17 protein-coding genes (1 of these 17 cut by a window edge) are annotated in these 14,936 nt (G+C 49.6%); 13 read left to right on the forward strand and 4 right to left on the reverse strand.

Going from position 1 to position 14,936, the window contains the following annotated elements; translation table 11 throughout:
• The first annotated feature begins 3 nt into the window (after window positions 1-3).
• The 4 genes from tsaE to tsaD are packed head-to-tail and all read left to right on the forward strand — an operon-like array spanning window position 4 to window position 2,719.
• Entirely contained in the window at window positions 4-474 is a 471-nt protein-coding gene (tsaE, locus tag ACKKE8_RS03335; RefSeq protein WP_409176921.1) for a tRNA (adenosine(37)-N6)-threonylcarbamoyltransferase complex ATPase subunit type 1 TsaE, read from the forward strand.
• Window positions 455-1,177 carry a tRNA (adenosine(37)-N6)-threonylcarbamoyltransferase complex dimerization subunit type 1 TsaB gene (gene tsaB, locus ACKKE8_RS03340; RefSeq protein WP_409176922.1) on the forward strand — a complete coding sequence of 241 codons (723 nt, stop codon included), beginning with the start codon at window positions 455-457 and terminating at the stop codon, window positions 1,175-1,177. Before tsaE ends, tsaB begins: the two co-directional genes overlap by 20 nt.
• Before the next feature lie 4 nt (window positions 1,178-1,181).
• Window positions 1,182-1,637 (forward strand): ribosomal protein S18-alanine N-acetyltransferase, encoded by a 456-nt coding sequence (gene rimI, locus ACKKE8_RS03345; RefSeq protein WP_409176923.1) that lies wholly within the window; start codon window positions 1,182-1,184, stop codon window positions 1,635-1,637.
• On the forward strand, window positions 1,637-2,719 hold the full coding sequence (tsaD, locus tag ACKKE8_RS03350) for a tRNA (adenosine(37)-N6)-threonylcarbamoyltransferase complex transferase subunit TsaD (RefSeq protein WP_409176924.1): 1,083 nt from the start codon (window positions 1,637-1,639) through the stop codon (window positions 2,717-2,719). Before rimI ends, tsaD begins: the two co-directional genes overlap by 1 nt.
• Before the next feature lie 57 nt (window positions 2,720-2,776).
• Here tsaD and ACKKE8_RS03355 read toward each other — a convergent pair whose 3' ends face one another.
• Both ACKKE8_RS03355 and ACKKE8_RS03360 read right to left on the reverse strand, forming a co-directional pair.
• Window positions 2,777-3,277 carry a DUF3600 domain-containing protein gene (locus ACKKE8_RS03355; RefSeq protein ID WP_409176925.1) on the reverse strand — a complete coding sequence of 167 codons (501 nt, stop codon included), beginning with the start codon at window positions 3,275-3,277 and terminating at the stop codon, window positions 2,777-2,779.
• A complete protein-coding gene (locus ACKKE8_RS03360; RefSeq protein WP_409176926.1) occupies window positions 3,249-3,830 on the reverse strand; it encodes a sigma-70 family RNA polymerase sigma factor in 582 nt (193 codons plus the stop codon). The genes ACKKE8_RS03355 and ACKKE8_RS03360 overlap by 29 nt, the downstream gene beginning before the upstream one ends.
• Window positions 3,831-4,074: 244 nt before the next feature.
• Here ACKKE8_RS03360 and ACKKE8_RS03365 point away from each other — a divergent pair, with 244 nt between their 5' ends.
• Complete coding sequence (locus tag ACKKE8_RS03365; protein ID WP_409176927.1) at window positions 4,075-6,312, forward strand: hypothetical protein; 2,238 nt, start codon at window positions 4,075-4,077, stop codon at window positions 6,310-6,312.
• Window positions 6,313-6,319: 7 nt separating this feature from the next.
• Here ACKKE8_RS03365 and ACKKE8_RS03370 read toward each other — a convergent pair whose 3' ends face one another.
• Entirely contained in the window at window positions 6,320-8,254 is a 1,935-nt protein-coding gene (locus ACKKE8_RS03370) for an ABC-F family ATP-binding cassette domain-containing protein (protein WP_409176928.1), read from the reverse strand.
• 107 nt (window positions 8,255-8,361) lie between these two features.
• Between ACKKE8_RS03370 and ACKKE8_RS03375 the strand changes: the two genes are divergently transcribed.
• The 6 genes from ACKKE8_RS03375 to ACKKE8_RS03400 all read left to right on the forward strand — a co-directional run bounded on the left by ACKKE8_RS03375 (window position 8,362) and on the right by ACKKE8_RS03400 (window position 12,330).
• Window positions 8,362-8,940, forward strand: coding sequence for a 5-formyltetrahydrofolate cyclo-ligase (locus tag ACKKE8_RS03375; RefSeq protein ID WP_409176929.1), 579 nt, complete (start codon window positions 8,362-8,364; stop codon window positions 8,938-8,940).
• Between the two features lie 131 nt (window positions 8,941-9,071).
• Window positions 9,072-9,587 carry a molybdenum cofactor biosynthesis protein B gene (locus tag ACKKE8_RS03380; protein WP_409176930.1) on the forward strand — a complete coding sequence of 172 codons (516 nt, stop codon included), beginning with the start codon at window positions 9,072-9,074 and terminating at the stop codon, window positions 9,585-9,587.
• Entirely contained in the window at window positions 9,581-10,582 is a 1,002-nt protein-coding gene (locus ACKKE8_RS03385) for a molybdopterin-binding protein (protein WP_409176931.1), read from the forward strand. Before ACKKE8_RS03380 ends, ACKKE8_RS03385 begins: the two co-directional genes overlap by 7 nt.
• A gap of 61 nt (window positions 10,583-10,643) precedes the next feature.
• Complete coding sequence (gene tatA, locus ACKKE8_RS03390) at window positions 10,644-11,009, forward strand: twin-arginine translocase TatA/TatE family subunit (RefSeq protein ID WP_069852148.1); 366 nt, start codon at window positions 10,644-10,646, stop codon at window positions 11,007-11,009.
• 21 nt (window positions 11,010-11,030) lie between these two features.
• On the forward strand, window positions 11,031-11,807 hold the full coding sequence (gene tatC / locus ACKKE8_RS03395; protein WP_409176932.1) for a twin-arginine translocase subunit TatC: 777 nt from the start codon (window positions 11,031-11,033) through the stop codon (window positions 11,805-11,807).
• A gap of 103 nt (window positions 11,808-11,910) precedes the next feature.
• Entirely contained in the window at window positions 11,911-12,330 is a 420-nt protein-coding gene (locus ACKKE8_RS03400) for a hypothetical protein (protein WP_409176933.1), read from the forward strand.
• Window positions 12,331-12,397: 67 nt separating this feature from the next.
• On the opposite strand, the gene ACKKE8_RS03405 is transcribed toward ACKKE8_RS03400, so the two are convergent.
• On the reverse strand, window positions 12,398-13,717 hold the full coding sequence (locus ACKKE8_RS03405; protein ID WP_409176934.1) for a CAP-associated domain-containing protein: 1,320 nt from the start codon (window positions 13,715-13,717) through the stop codon (window positions 12,398-12,400).
• Between the two features lie 265 nt (window positions 13,718-13,982).
• On the opposite strand from ACKKE8_RS03405, the gene groES reads away from it, so the two are divergent.
• Both groES and groL read left to right on the forward strand, forming a co-directional pair.
• A complete protein-coding gene (gene groES, locus ACKKE8_RS03410; protein WP_007721023.1) occupies window positions 13,983-14,267 on the forward strand; it encodes a co-chaperone GroES in 285 nt (94 codons plus the stop codon).
• A 55-nt stretch (window positions 14,268-14,322) separates the two neighbouring features.
• Window positions 14,323-14,936: the start of a chaperonin GroEL gene (groL, locus tag ACKKE8_RS03415; RefSeq protein ID WP_017246591.1), read on the forward strand. 1,018 nt of this gene lie beyond the right edge of the window; the window shows 614 of its 1,632 coding nt (coding positions 1-614); its start codon is at window positions 14,323-14,325; the stop codon falls past the right edge of the window.

A 14,936-nucleotide genomic window follows, 5' to 3' on the forward strand; every position in this document is an offset into this window, starting at 1 on the left:
GAGATGAGCTATACATGGAGGCTCACGGGAGCGCAGGAGACGCAGCGCTTTGCCGAGCAACTGGCAGACCTGCTTGAGCCAGGTGACTTCCTCGCGATGGAGGGAGATCTGGGAGCGGGCAAGACAACTTTTACCCAGGGGTTGGCCAAAGGACTAGGAGTCCGACAAGTAGTGAACAGTCCGACCTTTACGATCATAAAAGAATATCAGGGGCGCTTGCCGCTTTATCATATGGATGTCTACCGGGTAGGCGATGATCCAGACTCTCTTGGTCTGGACGATTACTTTTTTGGAGAAGGTGTCTGTGTCGTAGAGTGGGCCTCTTTGATCGAGGATGTCCTGCCGACAGATCGGATGACCGTCTTCCTGCGTAGAGAAGGGGAGGAACAGCGGATGCTCGAGCTGGTTCCTCAAGGGAATCGTTATGTGAAATTGTGTGAGGAGTTTGATTTTGATGCGCGTACTGGCGATTGATACATCGAATCTGGTGCTAAGTGTAGCTGTGGTAGAGGAAGAGCGGGTCTTGGCAGAAATGACGACGAACCAGCAAAAAAACCATTCCGTGCGTCTGATGGACTGCGTCAGTGAACTGCTCGATGCAACAGGAACAGCGCCAGAGGAACTCAGCGGCTTCGGGGTGGCAAACGGACCGGGCTCCTACACGGGCGTGAGAATCGGCGTTGCCTCTGCGAAAAGCATGGCTTGGTCACTGAATGTGCCAGTCATTGGTGTATCCAGTCTGGAGGTAATCGCCATGAATGCCACAGGCTTCTCTGGATTGATTGTACCGCTGTTCGATGCGCGCAGAGGTCAAGTGTACACCGGCTGTTATCGTTCCGATGGCATGGAGGCGGTGCGAGCGCAGTCCACAGAACAAATCATCCTGTTGCGAGAATGGCTGCCATTGTTGCGAGATCAAGCACAAGGAGAGCCAATCTTGTTCTTGGGTGAAGATGTAAGGCTGCATCGGGAGACGATTGTGCAAGAGCTCGGGAATCAGGCGCAATTTGCTTCTCCAGCTTTCAATCACCCGCGGGCTGCCCATATCGGCTATGTGGCACTTAGCAAGCTTCAAGACGGCGGAAATGCGCATGAACTGGTTCCAGAGTATTTGCAACTGGCAGAAGCAGAAGCGAAGTGGCTTGCCCAAAAGCAGGCGGGGGCCGTAAAGGAGTAAAAGCATGAGTCAACCAATCGATTTGGAATATCGTTATATGACGATGCAGGACGTTGGGGCTGTGGCAGAGCTGGAGCGCTTGGCTTTTACAACTCCATGGCCGCATGATGCATTTGTCAACGAGCTGACGAGAAATCCAAATGCACGCTATGTAGTCGTCGTTCACCAAAATCGGATTATCGCTTACTGCGGCATGTGGATCGTGATCGATGAGGCACATATTACAAATATCGCCGTCCATCCACTATATCGTGGAAAAAAGGTTGGATTGGCGCTGATGATCAAAATGATGGGTGTTGCCAAGGTGCATGGTGCCCACAGCATGACGCTGGAAGTTCGACCTTCGAACACAGTAGCGCGGAACATGTATATCAAGCTCGGTTTTAAAGAGCATGGGCGGCGCAAGGGATATTATTCGGATAACAATGAGGACGCAATCATTATGTGGGTGACATTGTAATGAACAAGACGTATACGTCGCGCTACGAGAAGCGCATACAGCAAAAATACGAAGCACATAGGGAATCAGGTGCTCCTACTTATATTTTAGGAATTGAAACAAGCTGCGACGAGACATCGGCTGCTATCATCCGTGATGGCCGAGAGGTGCTGTCGAACGTCATCGCTTCCCAAGCCGATATCCATAAAAGGTTTGGCGGAGTCGTGCCGGAGGTGGCTTCTCGCAGACATGTAGAGAATATTACGCTTACCATCGAAGAGGCACTGACTGAGGCTGGAAAAACGTTGGATGACATCCAGGCAATTGCGGTGACGTACGGGCCTGGGCTTGTCGGAGCCCTGTTAGTTGGCGTGGCAGCAGCAAAAGCTATTTCCATGGCCAGAGGCATCCCGTTAATTGGAGTCCATCATATCGCGGGTCATATTTACGCAAATCGTCTGGTGCAAGAAATGGAGTTTCCGCTAATCGCACTTGTCGTATCGGGTGGACATACGGAGCTTGTCTGGATGAAGGAGCACGGTCAGTTCGAGATTTTGGGAGAAACGCGAGATGACGCAGCAGGGGAAGCCTATGACAAGGTAGCACGAGCGCTGAATATGCCGTATCCAGGAGGACCTCATATTGATCGCCTCGCACATGAAGGGGAGGCAAATGTACCGCTCCCTCGTTCATGGCTGGAGCCAGACTCCTACGATTTCAGCTTTAGCGGCTTGAAGTCAGCGGTGCTCAATACCTTGCACAATGCAGCTCAGCGAGGAGAGACGATCGAACCGGCGAATCTGGCTGCGAGCTTCCAAGACTCTGTAACAGAGGTGCTCGTAGAAAAGACGATTCGGGCAGCTCGTTCTCATGGAGCGAAGCAGGTATTGCTGGCAGGCGGCGTTGCCGCAAATCGCGGATTGCGTGAGCGATTGCAAGCAAGGTGCGAGGCAGAAGGTATTCCGTTGGTGATTCCACCGTTCTCGCTATGCACAGACAACGCAGCGATGATTGCGGCGGCAGGCTTTATCAAGTATGAAAAAGGACAGTTTGAGGGGCTTGATTTGAACGGCGTACCGAGCTTGTCACTTTCTGAGCAATAATAGATGTAAAAATGCAAGAAGGGACTATCCAAATCGGATAGTCCCTTTCTTTTTTTCTTACTTGTCGCCACGCACCTTTTCGAAAAAGGGTGCGGCTTTTTGGGGGAGTATCTCTTCAAACTGCTTCCGTTCCTCAGCAGTCAGCTGGTCCTCGTGCATGACCCCGTTTTCATCCGTAATCCTTATTTTCATATCCATGAGCTCCTTCATGATCGCCGAAAATTCCGCGAACTCTTCTTCCGTCAGCTTACTTTTTGCTTCCTGAAAGAATTTCTCGATTTCCTCGTAATCCTCCTGTGTGCCACCACGCTCGATGATTGTTTTCGATGACCCGAAGAATTGATCAGCCAAATAAGGAGTAGCCAGAGCCGCCGTTGGGAGCAGGATAGCCACTGCTATAATTCCACTTACCAAACGTTTTTTCATTGATAATCTCCCTTTCTTTTGCAAGAAGTCATATTGATAGGAGAGGTATACACGACTCTCGATCTCAGGTGGAGTTTTCAACGATTCAGCATGTTGAAGAAGCTCATCGCGTAGTTGTTTGTCTATGGACATAAGAGTCTCCTCCTGTTGATTCGCAATGCTTGCGTAGTGCCTTTAGTGCCAGATGATGCCTGGATTTCACGGTACCCAGCGGGATTTGCAGCAACTCGGCGATTTCATCCAGAGCATAATCGTGAAAATAGCGCAGAATGACCACTACTCGTAACTTGTACGAAAGTGTCCGAACCACCCCGAGCAATTCGAGCTGTGTCTCTGATTTGATCACTTCGGAATCTGTCCAATCAAATTGCTCATCATACATGAGGCGGTTTCGTTCAAAGAGCCGTATTCTTCGCCAAGCCTTCCTTTTCCAGTCCTGCACCTGACGAACGGTGATCCCGTGAAGCCAAAATCGAAACGGCCGACTCTGATCATAAGTGTGAAAAGAACGCCACATACGAATATAGGTCTCATTCACGATGTCTTCGATGTCTTGCTTGTTGTAGACAAGAAAAGCGATCGTACGATGAACATCGGTATGCGTGGCTTGATAAACGACGCGAAAAGCTGCTTCGTCTCCCGTCAGCATCTTTTCCAGCCAAGGGAGTAACTCTTTATCATTCATGGGGGCCCCTCCAGAACGTATTACACCCCTATATTCGCTAACAGAGGCAAAAAGGTTCAGATGTTTCCGTCCATCTATCTATGATTTATCCACATCATAGGATAACTTTCTGGATTGTTCACATGTACTCCTGTGAATACTGGTGATAACACAAGAAAATGACCGGGAAAACCGCATGTACTCTGTGGATTGTTCTGTGGAAAATGTGGATAAAAAAGTCGAGTTATCAACAGGAGGGAGACTTGTGAGAAAGAAACTTGTGCTGATTTGCTTGTCATTCCTGATATTGTTTCTAGCTACAAATATAGGAAAACCATTGGTAGCAAAGGAAAAACAACAGGTCATCATGCTGTTTGTGGAGGGGATGTCGTTTCATGATCTGGAGCAGCTAAAAAAGTTATCTACTGTGGATAAATGGTTGGATGATGCAGGAGCAGGGGCTCTGTCCATCAGAACACCCGGATCGCGCACAGCCGCAAACGGCTACCTGCTTATGGGAAGCGGCGGTCAAGCGCTTTACTCTGATAAGAGCGGGACAGGCTATCATCCGTATGAAGCGCTCTCGTCGAGGGAAACAGCCGGTGAACGGGCGCAGGAGCTAGGCAGTGATCATGCGCAGGAGGTGGCGCGCTCCTCGATCATTTTTCCGGGTATTTTCCGGCTCTGGGCAGATAATCAGGAGAAACCGTATTCTGCGCAAATCGGGCTCCTTGGGACCGTGCTTGCTGCAAACAACATTCAGGTCGCTTTGTATGGAAACGGTGACTATGAGGATATCCGACAGAGACATGCCGTTCTGTTTGCGATGGATCAGCAAGGAAAGGTTCCGACAGGGGACATTTCTACAAAAAGCGTGGAGCTCCTGCGTGGCTATCCGTACGGGATCAAGACAAACTACACCTACCTGCTTGAGAAAATCCACAGTGAGCGTCAAGCAGGCTTGATCATTGCTCAACTCTCGGATTTATCCCGGTTATACCAGTTGAGTGCGGATATGGACCCTGGTCAGTTTACCTGGCAGTATCAACGGGTTTTGCGCGACTTGTCCCTTTTCCTTGACCAGCTCCTTGTGGAACGTAAACCACACCAACGCATTGTATTGGCATCGCCAGCCGTCAATCATGTGGCGACAAAAGAAAAGGCTCTCTTATCTCCGGTGTTCATTTGGGGAGAGAAAGCGAGTGGAGTTTTGACATCAGCTACCACGAGGCAGTCGGGATTAGTCAGTGGACTAGATATGGTACCAACAATACTGTCTTGGCTGGACGTACCCGTACCAAAAGGGTTGGCTGGTCATGTCATACGTATCGAAAAAGGGAATGGTCTCACTGCCCTTCAAAATCAGGTAGGTGAGATTCATCATACGTATGCGACACGGCCAGCAGTGCTCTATACCTACGTCATGCTGCAGATTGTCATTGTAGGGTGTGCGGTCGCTCTCTGGTGGTTTGGACGGAAGAGAGAAGGGGCAGGACTTTTGCGGCTTCGTAGAGGAATACGTCTCGCGTTGCTGGCTTTATGGTGGTTTCCCGTATTGCTTTTGCTAGAGAGCCTGCTCGACTGGCAGGTTTCAGGTGCGGTTGTCTTAGGGGGACTCATCATGACTGCCTTGATCGCGGCTTTTTGGCAGGAAGCCCATGCTCTCCCGCGAATCGTGATGACGGTTAGCGGAGTGACGACAGCCATTCTGCTGGTGGACGGATGGACTGGCGCTCATTTGATGCGGCAATCGTATCTCGGGTATGATCCGGTAATCGGAGCGAGGTTTTACGGGCTAGGAAATGAATACGAAGGGGTTCTGATCGGCAGCACGATCATGCTTGTGGCTTCGCTGTACGAGAGAACGCTTGGGGGACAAAAAGAGCTAAGCAGGGAAAATAAATGGTTGCCTGCTGTCTCCGCAGCCATATACAGTGTCGTGCTTTACTACATGGTGGTACCAAACCTGGGAACGGACGCAGGCGGTTTTCTTGCGGGGTTGATTGGATTTTCCGTGGCATTGTCACGGCTTGAGGGATGGCGAATCGGCAAAAAAGGCCTCCTGCTGTTGGCAGGCGGCCTGGTTATGGGTGTATGCAGTTTGATGGCGATCAGCCTCATGTCAGATCAGCCTTTGACTCATGTCGGACGGCTTTCTCAGCAGATTGTACATGGTGAATGGTCCGAGGTAGGGCAGATGATCGAACGCAAGCTGGCGATGAATCTCCGCTTGATTCGCGTTTCCATTTGGAGCAAAGCATTTGTCGTCTCCTTGATTGCACTAGGCGTTCTCACCTTGAAAAACGAACGTTTTTTGCACCATTTGGCGAAGGACACGCCTTACTTGGTCAAAGGCTTTGCTGGCGTCATTGTCGGTGCTCTGGCTGGGCTGATCCTCAATGACTCGGGCATCGTCACAGCAGCCACCTGTATTTCATTTCTGGTGGTTCCTGCTCTCTGTGCCGCCTTGGAGGAGCCTGCGCAGGAGCGCTGTTCTACTTGAAACGGGACTACTCTTCTGATAGCGCGCTCCACTCGTCATACAACTGCTCCAGTTCTTCTTTGGCAGCATGGATTTGATTGTTGCGTTCTTTTGCCTGCACATGATCGCTATAAATTTCCGGGAGACACAGCTCTTCTTCCCATTTAATAATGTCGGCCTCTCGTTTTTGGATCGTGACCTCGATTTCTTCCAGACGGCGCTGGCGTTGACGTTCGCGACGTTTCGCTTCCTTATCCAGCTCATAAGAGGATTTCTCAGGCTGTGCCGCCACGGTACCGCCTTGTTTTTTTGCGGGCTGCGCTGCTTGTTCGGCTGCGAGCTCTTCCAGTTCCTGCTTTTTCTCCACGAAGTAATCATAGTTACCCAGATAGCTGGTCACCCCATCACCTGTCAGCTCTAGGACGCGGGTGGCAATCTTGTTTAAGAAGTAACGGTCATGGGAGACGAACAGGATCGTACCCGGATAATCATAGAGGGCATTCTCCAGTACTTCCTTGCTGAAAATATCCAAGTGGTTCGTCGGCTCGTCAAAGATCAGGAAGTTTGCTTGCTTCAGCATGAGCTTTGCTAAGGAGACGCGTGCACGCTCTCCTCCAGACAGGTCGCTGATCTTCTTTTGTACATCATCACCGCTAAACAAAAAGTTGCCGAGCAAGGTACGGACGTCCTTTTCCAGCATGTTCGGGTATTCATCCCAAATCTCGCCGAGCACTGTATTCCGTTCGTTCAGGTTACGATGCTCCTGATCGTAGTACCCGATTGTTACATTGCTTCCGAAATGAATATCGCCGCGTAGCTTAGGCAACTGTTCCACAATCGTTTTTAACAGTGTCGATTTCCCGATACCATTGGGGCCGACCAATGCCACACGCTCCTCGCGCTCGATTTCAAACGTAAGGCCCTGAGAAAGGACAGCATCCGGGTAACCAACCGCGACGTTGTTTGCTTTCATCACAATGGTGCCGCTCATTTTCGCCACATCAAAGGAGAAGTGGACAGATTTGTTGTTCATGATCGGCTTGTCCAAGCGGTCTATCTTTTCCAACGTCTTGCGTCGGCTCTGCGCTCGTTTGGTCGTGGTAGCGCGAGCGATGTTTCGTGCGATGAAATCCTCCAGCTTGGCGATCTCTTCCTGCTGCTTTTCGAACCGCTTCAAATCTTGTTCGAGCCGAGCCGCCTTTTCATCGAGGAAGCGGCTGTAGTTACCGACATAGCGGGTAGCGCGTGTCCGTTCGATTTCATAGACAACGGTCACGAGCTTGTCCAGGAAGTAACGGTCATGGGAAACTACGAGAATGGCGCCCTGATAGTTTTGCAAATATGTCTCCAGCCAGGTCAGTGTCTCGATGTCCAGGTAGTTCGTCGGCTCATCGAGCAGGAGAATGGTGGGAGATTGGAGCAGCAGCTTGGCTAGTGCCAGACGAGTCTTTTGTCCGCCGCTCAATGTGCGGATCGGTGTCGTGTAATCGAAGTCCGCAAAGCGCAGGCCGTGCAAAACCCCACGAATCGCACCTTCGTAGCTGTAGCCGCCCTTTTCTTTAAAGGCCTCCGAGCGGTGAGAGTAATTTTCCAACAGCTGCTGGTAACGCTTCTCATCTGCGAGAATAGCCGGATCGCCCATTTTGGCCTCGAGCTCACGAAGCTCCAGCTCTTCTTTTTGTAGATGGGAAAATACGGAGAGCAACTCATCCCAAATCGATCGTTCCGATTCTAGTCCGCTGTTTTGTGCCAAATACCCGAGTGTAACATCCTTTGGAATGCGGATAATTCCTTTGTCGTAGCTTAGCTCGCCGGCGAGGATCTTCATCAGAGTCGATTTGCCTGCACCGTTTACGCCAACCAGACCAACCCGTTCCCCAGTTTGAATTTGCAGGGAGATGTCTTGTAGAATGGTTTCGATACCATACGTTTTTTCTATATGTTCAGCTTGTAGCAAAATCATCGGATTCACCTCTTTATATACTAATGCCAGTGTAGCCTAGAGAGAGCGCATGGGACAAGCCTCGTGGGAATGTCCCAAGCACGTTACGAAAGAGGGAAGAGGTTGTCATGGACCAAAAAACGAATAAAAAACAGCTGCGAAGCCATATTTTGGAGAGACGCAAGTCCATGTCTGCAAAGGAACGGGAGCAGCTTTCCAGAGAAGTATGCGATCAATTGCTGTCTCATGAAAGGCTGGCTGATGCAAAAGCAATCATGGCTTTCCATCCTTTTGGCGATGAACTGGATATTCTGCCCTTTCTACATGAGACAAAAAAGCGAGGCCAAGACATATGGCTGCCGCTCACAAACGTTGCCGATAGACGTCTCATTCCGTATCGGTATACGGGACCGCACATGCTAAAGCAAGGAGTTTACGGGATTTGGGAGCCAGATCCTGCTCTGGCAGAGGAAGCGGACGTATCACACTTGGATGCGATCATTGTTCCCGGCGTTGCTTTTGACAGCAAGGGCGGACGTATGGGGTATGGCGGTGGTTATTATGACCGCTTTCTGGCAACGCTGAAAAAGCTCCCGTTCTTGGTTGGAGTCGGCTTCTCTATTCAGGTTGTGGAGCATGTGCCTCTAGAGTCTCATGATGTTTTGCTAGATGCAGTTGTCACTGAGAAAGGTCTTCTGCATTTTTGAATGTTTTGTGTCAGCAGCTTTTTCATGCCTTCTACTGTCGCGAATGGTGCTATCCGCCAAAGAAAAACGGCGAGACGTTTTTGGCGGAAAAGTGTACAATACTATCGAATGAGAAACCGGAGGAATGTATCGTGAGCAAATGGAAGGTAGGCGTTATTTCTGCAAGTGATTCGATTGCCAGAGGAGATCGTGTCGACGATCGTATGCCAATTATTCGTCATCTGACAAGGGAATGGCTTCAAGTAGATGTCGCTGTATACCGTGCCGTTAGTGATGATATGGAAGATTTGCAAGAACATATGATTGAGCTCGTAGACCGGGAAAAATGCGATCTGTTGATTGTTACGGGGGGCACAGGACTTAGCCCGCGTGACGTTACGCCAGAAGTGACAGCGTGGGTTATTGACAGACCAGTCCCAGGCTTGGCCGAAGAAATGCGCCGTGCTGGTTTGAAGCAATCCCGACGGGCGATGCTGACCCGTGCAGTTGCGGGAACTAGGGGTAATTCGTTGATTATCAACCTCCCTGGTAATCCGAGAGGTGTAGAAATCTGTTTCAATGCGATTGGCGATATGCTGTCCGACGCTTTGCACATTTTGCAAGGAACGGGAGAAGCAAACGAAGATTGGGGAGGATTGCATTGGTAGAAAAACCTCAAATGCGGGAAGTGCCAGTGCGTGAAGCGATCGGCATGATGCTTCCTCACGATATGACACAAATTTTGCCTGGAGAATTCAAAGGACGCTTGTTTAAAAAAGGACATGTTGTCACCGAGGCGGATATTGAGCCGCTGTTGTCCATTGGCAAAGAGCATATTTACGTGCTGGAGATGCCAGAAGGCTACATCCATGAGGAAGAAGCGGGCATTCGTATCGCGAAGGCTGTTTCCGGACCAGGTTTGACCTTGACGCCTCCTTATGAGGGCAAGGTGTCGATGAAGGCCGCGAGAACAGGTTTAGCCAAAATCAATGAGGAAGCTGTCCATGCGTTGAACAAGCTCGAAGGAATTGCGTTCTCCACGATTTACGGCGATCAGGTGGTGCATCCGGGACATACATTGGCGGCTACGAGAATCATCCCGTTAATTATGGAAGAGTCTCGAATCATCGAGCTGGAGCAACTGGCCAAACAGTTTGACGAACCGATTGTACAAGTAAAAACGTTTCAGGATAAAAGAGTGGGGCTTGTTACAACAGGAGGAGAAGTTTTCTCTGGCAGGATCGCAGACAAATTCGGTCCTGTCATTCGAAACAAGGTAGAAGCTCTCGGCTCTACTGTCGTAGACCAGCGTTTTGCGCCAGATGACAAGGAAGCGATCGAACAACAGATTCATTCGTTCCTCGATGAAGGGGTCGATCTGATCTTGGTCACGGGGGGCATGTCTGTCGATCCGGATGACCGCACGCCGGGTGCGATTGCAGGAGTAGGAGCGGAAGTAGTGCGCTACGGTACGCCGATGTTGCCGGGTTCCATGCTGATGGTTGCTTACAAAGGCGATGTGCCGATTCTCGGACTGCCGGGAGCGGTCATGCATGAAACCTTTACTTCCTTTGATGTATTTTTGCCGCGCATTTTGGCAGGGGAACGAATTGTGGCATCCGATATGACAAGACTCGGATATGGTGGTTTACGAAAGTGCTAGCTGGTTAGACTGGCAAATAACGAAAAGCAAACGACTTCACAAGAAAAAGGAGTGAACACGTATGAGCTCAATCGGGATTCCTGGATTAATCTTAATTTTAGTTTTAGCCTTGGTGCTTTTCGGTCCGAAAAAGCTTCCAGAATTGGGGCGTGCGGTAGGTCATACTTTGAAAGAATTCAAAAATGCTACGCGTAGTCTGACAAGCGACGATGAAGACGACGATGAGGAGAAAAAGCGCAAGGAGCTAGCCTCCAAAGAAGCGTCTGCCAAAACAACGCCTGTTGTCGCTGAGAAGGAAGCAGCGGAGCGGGAGCGAATTGAACGCGAAGTTCGTGAAAAAATGGAACGCGAGCGCTTGGAAAAAGAAATCCGCGAAAAGCTGGAGCTAGAGCGCCTGCAAATGGAAAAAGAGCAGAAGAACGCGTAACAGGTAAGGTTGGTGGTTACCATGAAGGATCAGGAAATGACAGTGGTAGAACACCTGACGGAACTGCGCAAGCGCATCATATGGGTGCTGGCCGTGTTTATTGTCGCATTGATCGTCGGTTTTTTCCTCGCCGGTCCACTCGTGGATTATTTAAAGCAAGAACCGATTGCGGATGGCGTGCCCATTGTCTCGTTGCATCCGTCAGACGCACTTCGTGTTTACATGCAGGTTGCCTTCCTGGTGGGCGCTGTCATCACACTGCCTGTAGCACTTTATCACGTTTGGCGTTTTGTTTCGCCAGGGATGGAAGTACAGGAAAAGCGCGGGACACTTTACTTCATCCCGGCGGCTTGTTTTCTGTTTATCGTTGGTATCTTGTTTGGCTACTACGTCGTTTTCCCGATGGTCATGCAGTTTATGACCAGTATTACAGCGTCGATGGGTGCAGACCCGAACTACGGAATCGCGCAATACTTTGGCTTCATGTTTAATATGGTCATTCCGTTCGGGATACTGTTCCAGTTGCCGATTATCGTCATGTTCCTGACGAGGCTGCGCATCCTTAATCCAATGAGGCTGGCAAAGGCACGCCGCTACGCTTACTTTGCACTGGCTGTCATCGGGATTACCTTGACGCCTCCCGAGATTGTCAGCGATATTCTCGTGATCATCCCTTTGCTGCTTTTGTACGAGTTGAGCATTTGGCTATCCCGTGTTGTTTATCGCAAGCAATTGAAAGAACAAGAAGCGTGGGAACAAGAATACGGCAGTCTGGAAACAAACGAACCCGTTCAATAATGAGCATGAGAAAAGTCTTCTGTCCCTTTTGGCAGAGGACTTTTTTGTATTTCAGCAGAAATTGGGAAATACTACGGACGTTATGATCCGGGAGGTGCTGAATATGTGGCTGATCGTCTGTTTGGCGTTACTCTTTTCGGGGAGTACTGCTAATGCCACCGGGCTGGGAGAGCCTATCGAACTGTTTGATACGGACAAGCAGCGTGTTGTGGCTAGCTTTGAAAATACAGCTGGCTTTCAGGAGGAAGCCCAGCAGATTTTGCAGAGTGTGAGCGGGCGGGTCTTGGAGTTTAATCCATCGTTGGATTCTGCCATGATCGTAAAAATTCCGCTAGTCCCCCCAAAGTCAATAAAGCTAAAATCCGCTAATCTCGATGCGATGATTGCAGAGATGTTTGTCATCATGCCCAAAAAAGGGGAGCGTCGGCCGTGGCTGATTCTGCACACGAAGGAATATGAGACGGTCGTTGTGGAGTTTACCGAAAAAGTTGACCATCTGAGGGAGCAAGTGAAATTGCCGTAAAGTGGCGTTTCTCCTAGCAAAAACAAGCCCGGTCGTCCATAAAAAGCGACGAAACCGGGCTTTTCGATTATTTCAAGGGAGTGAGGAAGGTTTGAGTGAAGTAGTCTGTATATACGCCCACTCCTAACTGGGTGAAGCCTTTTTCGAGTACGTTTTTGCGATGGCCTGGACTGTTCATCCAGCCTTCATGGGCTTCGATGGCATCTGTGTAGCCTGCTGCAATATTTTCACCGGCCATGCTGTAAGAGAGAGAGGCACTTTTCATACGGTCAAATGGATTACTCCCGGTAGTCGCAGAGATGTGATCGAAGAAATTGTTGCCCTCCATGTCCATGCTGTGTTTTCGTGCCACATCGGCAGCCTTTTCGTTCCATTGAAGGGGCGGAAGCTTGTATCGGTAGCGGGAGACATTGACCAGATCGAGGATTTGACGCTCAGATGCAGCATTGACTTGTTCTCGTTCACCAACACGAAGCGGCGGGGGATCAAAATTGGGTGCCTGACCTTGATAGGTCCATTTCGTTTCGTAAAAACTGCCGCGCAATAGCATTTGCGTATCCATCATACGTACGGCGGTGACCTTATTGCCATTTTGCTTGTCCAGGTAATAAATGAAGGGGGTGCCGTCTTTCATGACGAGAGGACGTTGCTGCTTTTGATTGGTAATTTGGATTTGTGCCCCCTGAAAAGAGAAAGAAACAATGTTTTGTACATCCAACTGACGCTCGAGTGATTGCTGGCTGGTGCCGACCCCGATGTTTCCGAGCTTTGCTGTAGGAGCGAGCGAGTACACATCGACGACTTTGTCATTTGCGATGCCGACTTGAATGTAACGGGCAGGCTCACGATTGTACACCCACCATTGATAGCCGAGACTGCTTGGCTCTTTGCGAGCAGGCTCACCTAATAGCTTGTGTACTTCCCCAGAAGACATGCCGAGACCTACGTCAAAAATCGTGTTAGGCTTCTCCTCTCGAATGGGTGCTGCAGGTGGTTTGTTCGTTGCAGGCTTTTGGGGAAGCGGCAGAGAGGCAGGGATTGCATCTGGTGTGGTCCGTTTTTCGGGCTGTCCGACAGAGGATACAGGAGGTTGACCGACCCAAGCGGTTTGAGAAGTTTCATCCCAACCGATAGGCTTGTTCAAGTGGCGGCTGATCATAGACAGAGGTACATAAATCGTCCCTTCATATTCTAAGGAAGCTGGTATTTCCTTTCCTTCCTCTGTGTAGTACCCGGGTTTTTCGCTTGCGACGATTTCACGGCCATCCCAATAGATGGAGGCTGGGTTAAGGTTGACCCGTATAAAGGAAGTAGTATCCGAAGTGAAGAGACGGCTGATTCCCAAGACTCCCAGGGCAATTAAGCCAATCCAGAGCCATTTGTGCATGGAACAATTCCCTCCTTGGCGAGCTTGCCTGATTCTATGTTTCATTTATATGAGCGTGTCCGAATACTAGAACCCTTTTGCTAGAGAATGCAATTTGATAGGAGGAAGAGTAGTCAAGCAGTTGCAAATGGAAAAAAGTGAGGGAAACTACTTGCAAAGTACATAGTGATTCATTATTATAGGAATTGGGTGTTAGCACTCATAACAGTCGAGTGCTAACAACAGAAATACTGTTTACCTACATTTTTTGAGGAGGGTGTTTTTAGTGCTTAAGCCATTGGGTGACCGTGTGGTAATCGAAGCTATCTCCAAAGACGAAACGACTGCAAGCGGTATCGTTTTGCCTGATTCTGCAAAGGAAAAACCGCAAGAAGGCCGCGTAATCGCAGTAGGTTCTGGCCGTGTTGCTGACAACGGCGAGCGCATCGCTTTGGAAGTAAAAGAAGGCGATAAAGTAATCTTCTCCAAATACGCTGGTACTGAAGTAAAGGTAGACAACAAGGAATACCTCGTGCTGCGCGAATCCGATATCCTCGCGATCATCGGTTAAGGCTCTTAACATAGGAAGTCGAACGAATAAACACATAACAGGAGGTTGAGTTTAGATGGCAAAACAAGTCAAATTCTCTGAAGACGCTCGCCGCTCCATGCTCCGCGGTGTTGAAACTTTGGCAAATGCGGTTAAAGTAACCCTCGGTCCAAAAGGCCGCAACGTGGTTCTTGAGAAAAAATTCGGTTCTCCGTTGATTACGAACGACGGTGTTACTATCGCGAAAGAAATCGAGCTGGAAGACGCTTACGAAAACATGGGTGCGCAACTGGTTAAAGAAGTTGCTACCAAAACCAACGACATCGCTGGTGACGGTACAACAACTGCAACTGTACTTGCTGCAGCTATGATCCGTGAAGGTCTGAAAAACGTAACTGCTGGCGCTAACCCAATGGTTATCCGTCGTGGTATGGAAAAAGCAGTTCGTGCAGCTGTTGAAGAAATCAAATCCATCGCGAAGCCGGTTGAGAACAAATCCTCTATCGCGCAAGTAGCTGCTATTTCCGCTGACGATCCAGAAGTAGGTAACTTGATCGCTGAAGCAATGGAAAAAGTGGGCAAAGATGGCGTTATCACTGTTGAAGAATCCAAAGGATTCGTAACAGAGCTGGAAGTAGTAGAAGGTATGCAATTTGACCGTGGCTACGCTTCCCCTTACATGATCACTGA

It is taken from the genome of Brevibacillus fortis, from assembly GCF_046196545.1.
Taxonomy (GTDB): domain Bacteria; phylum Bacillota; class Bacilli; order Brevibacillales; family Brevibacillaceae; genus Brevibacillus; species Brevibacillus fortis_A.

Coding starts and splice junctions, on each gene's coding strand:
- tsaE (WP_409176921.1), top strand. CDS start 4: ATGAGCTATACATGGAGGCTCACGGGAGCGCAGGAGACGCAGCGCTTT.
- tsaB (WP_409176922.1), top strand. CDS start 455: ATGCGCGTACTGGCGATTGATACATCGAATCTGGTGCTAAGTGTAGCT.
- rimI (WP_409176923.1), top strand. CDS start 1,182: ATGAGTCAACCAATCGATTTGGAATATCGTTATATGACGATGCAGGAC.
- tsaD (WP_409176924.1), top strand. CDS start 1,637: ATGAACAAGACGTATACGTCGCGCTACGAGAAGCGCATACAGCAAAAA.
- ACKKE8_RS03355 (WP_409176925.1), bottom strand. CDS start 3,277: ATGTCCATAGACAAACAACTACGCGATGAGCTTCTTCAACATGCTGAA.
- ACKKE8_RS03360 (WP_409176926.1), bottom strand. CDS start 3,830: ATGAATGATAAAGAGTTACTCCCTTGGCTGGAAAAGATGCTGACGGGA.
- ACKKE8_RS03370 (WP_409176928.1), bottom strand. CDS start 8,254: ATGATTTTGCTACAAGCTGAACATATAGAAAAAACGTATGGTATCGAA.
- ACKKE8_RS03375 (WP_409176929.1), top strand. CDS start 8,362: ATGGACCAAAAAACGAATAAAAAACAGCTGCGAAGCCATATTTTGGAG.
- tatA (WP_069852148.1), top strand. CDS start 10,644: ATGAGCTCAATCGGGATTCCTGGATTAATCTTAATTTTAGTTTTAGCC.
- tatC (WP_409176932.1), top strand. CDS start 11,031: ATGAAGGATCAGGAAATGACAGTGGTAGAACACCTGACGGAACTGCGC.
- ACKKE8_RS03400 (WP_409176933.1), top strand. CDS start 11,911: ATGTGGCTGATCGTCTGTTTGGCGTTACTCTTTTCGGGGAGTACTGCT.
- ACKKE8_RS03405 (WP_409176934.1), bottom strand. CDS start 13,717: ATGCACAAATGGCTCTGGATTGGCTTAATTGCCCTGGGAGTCTTGGGA.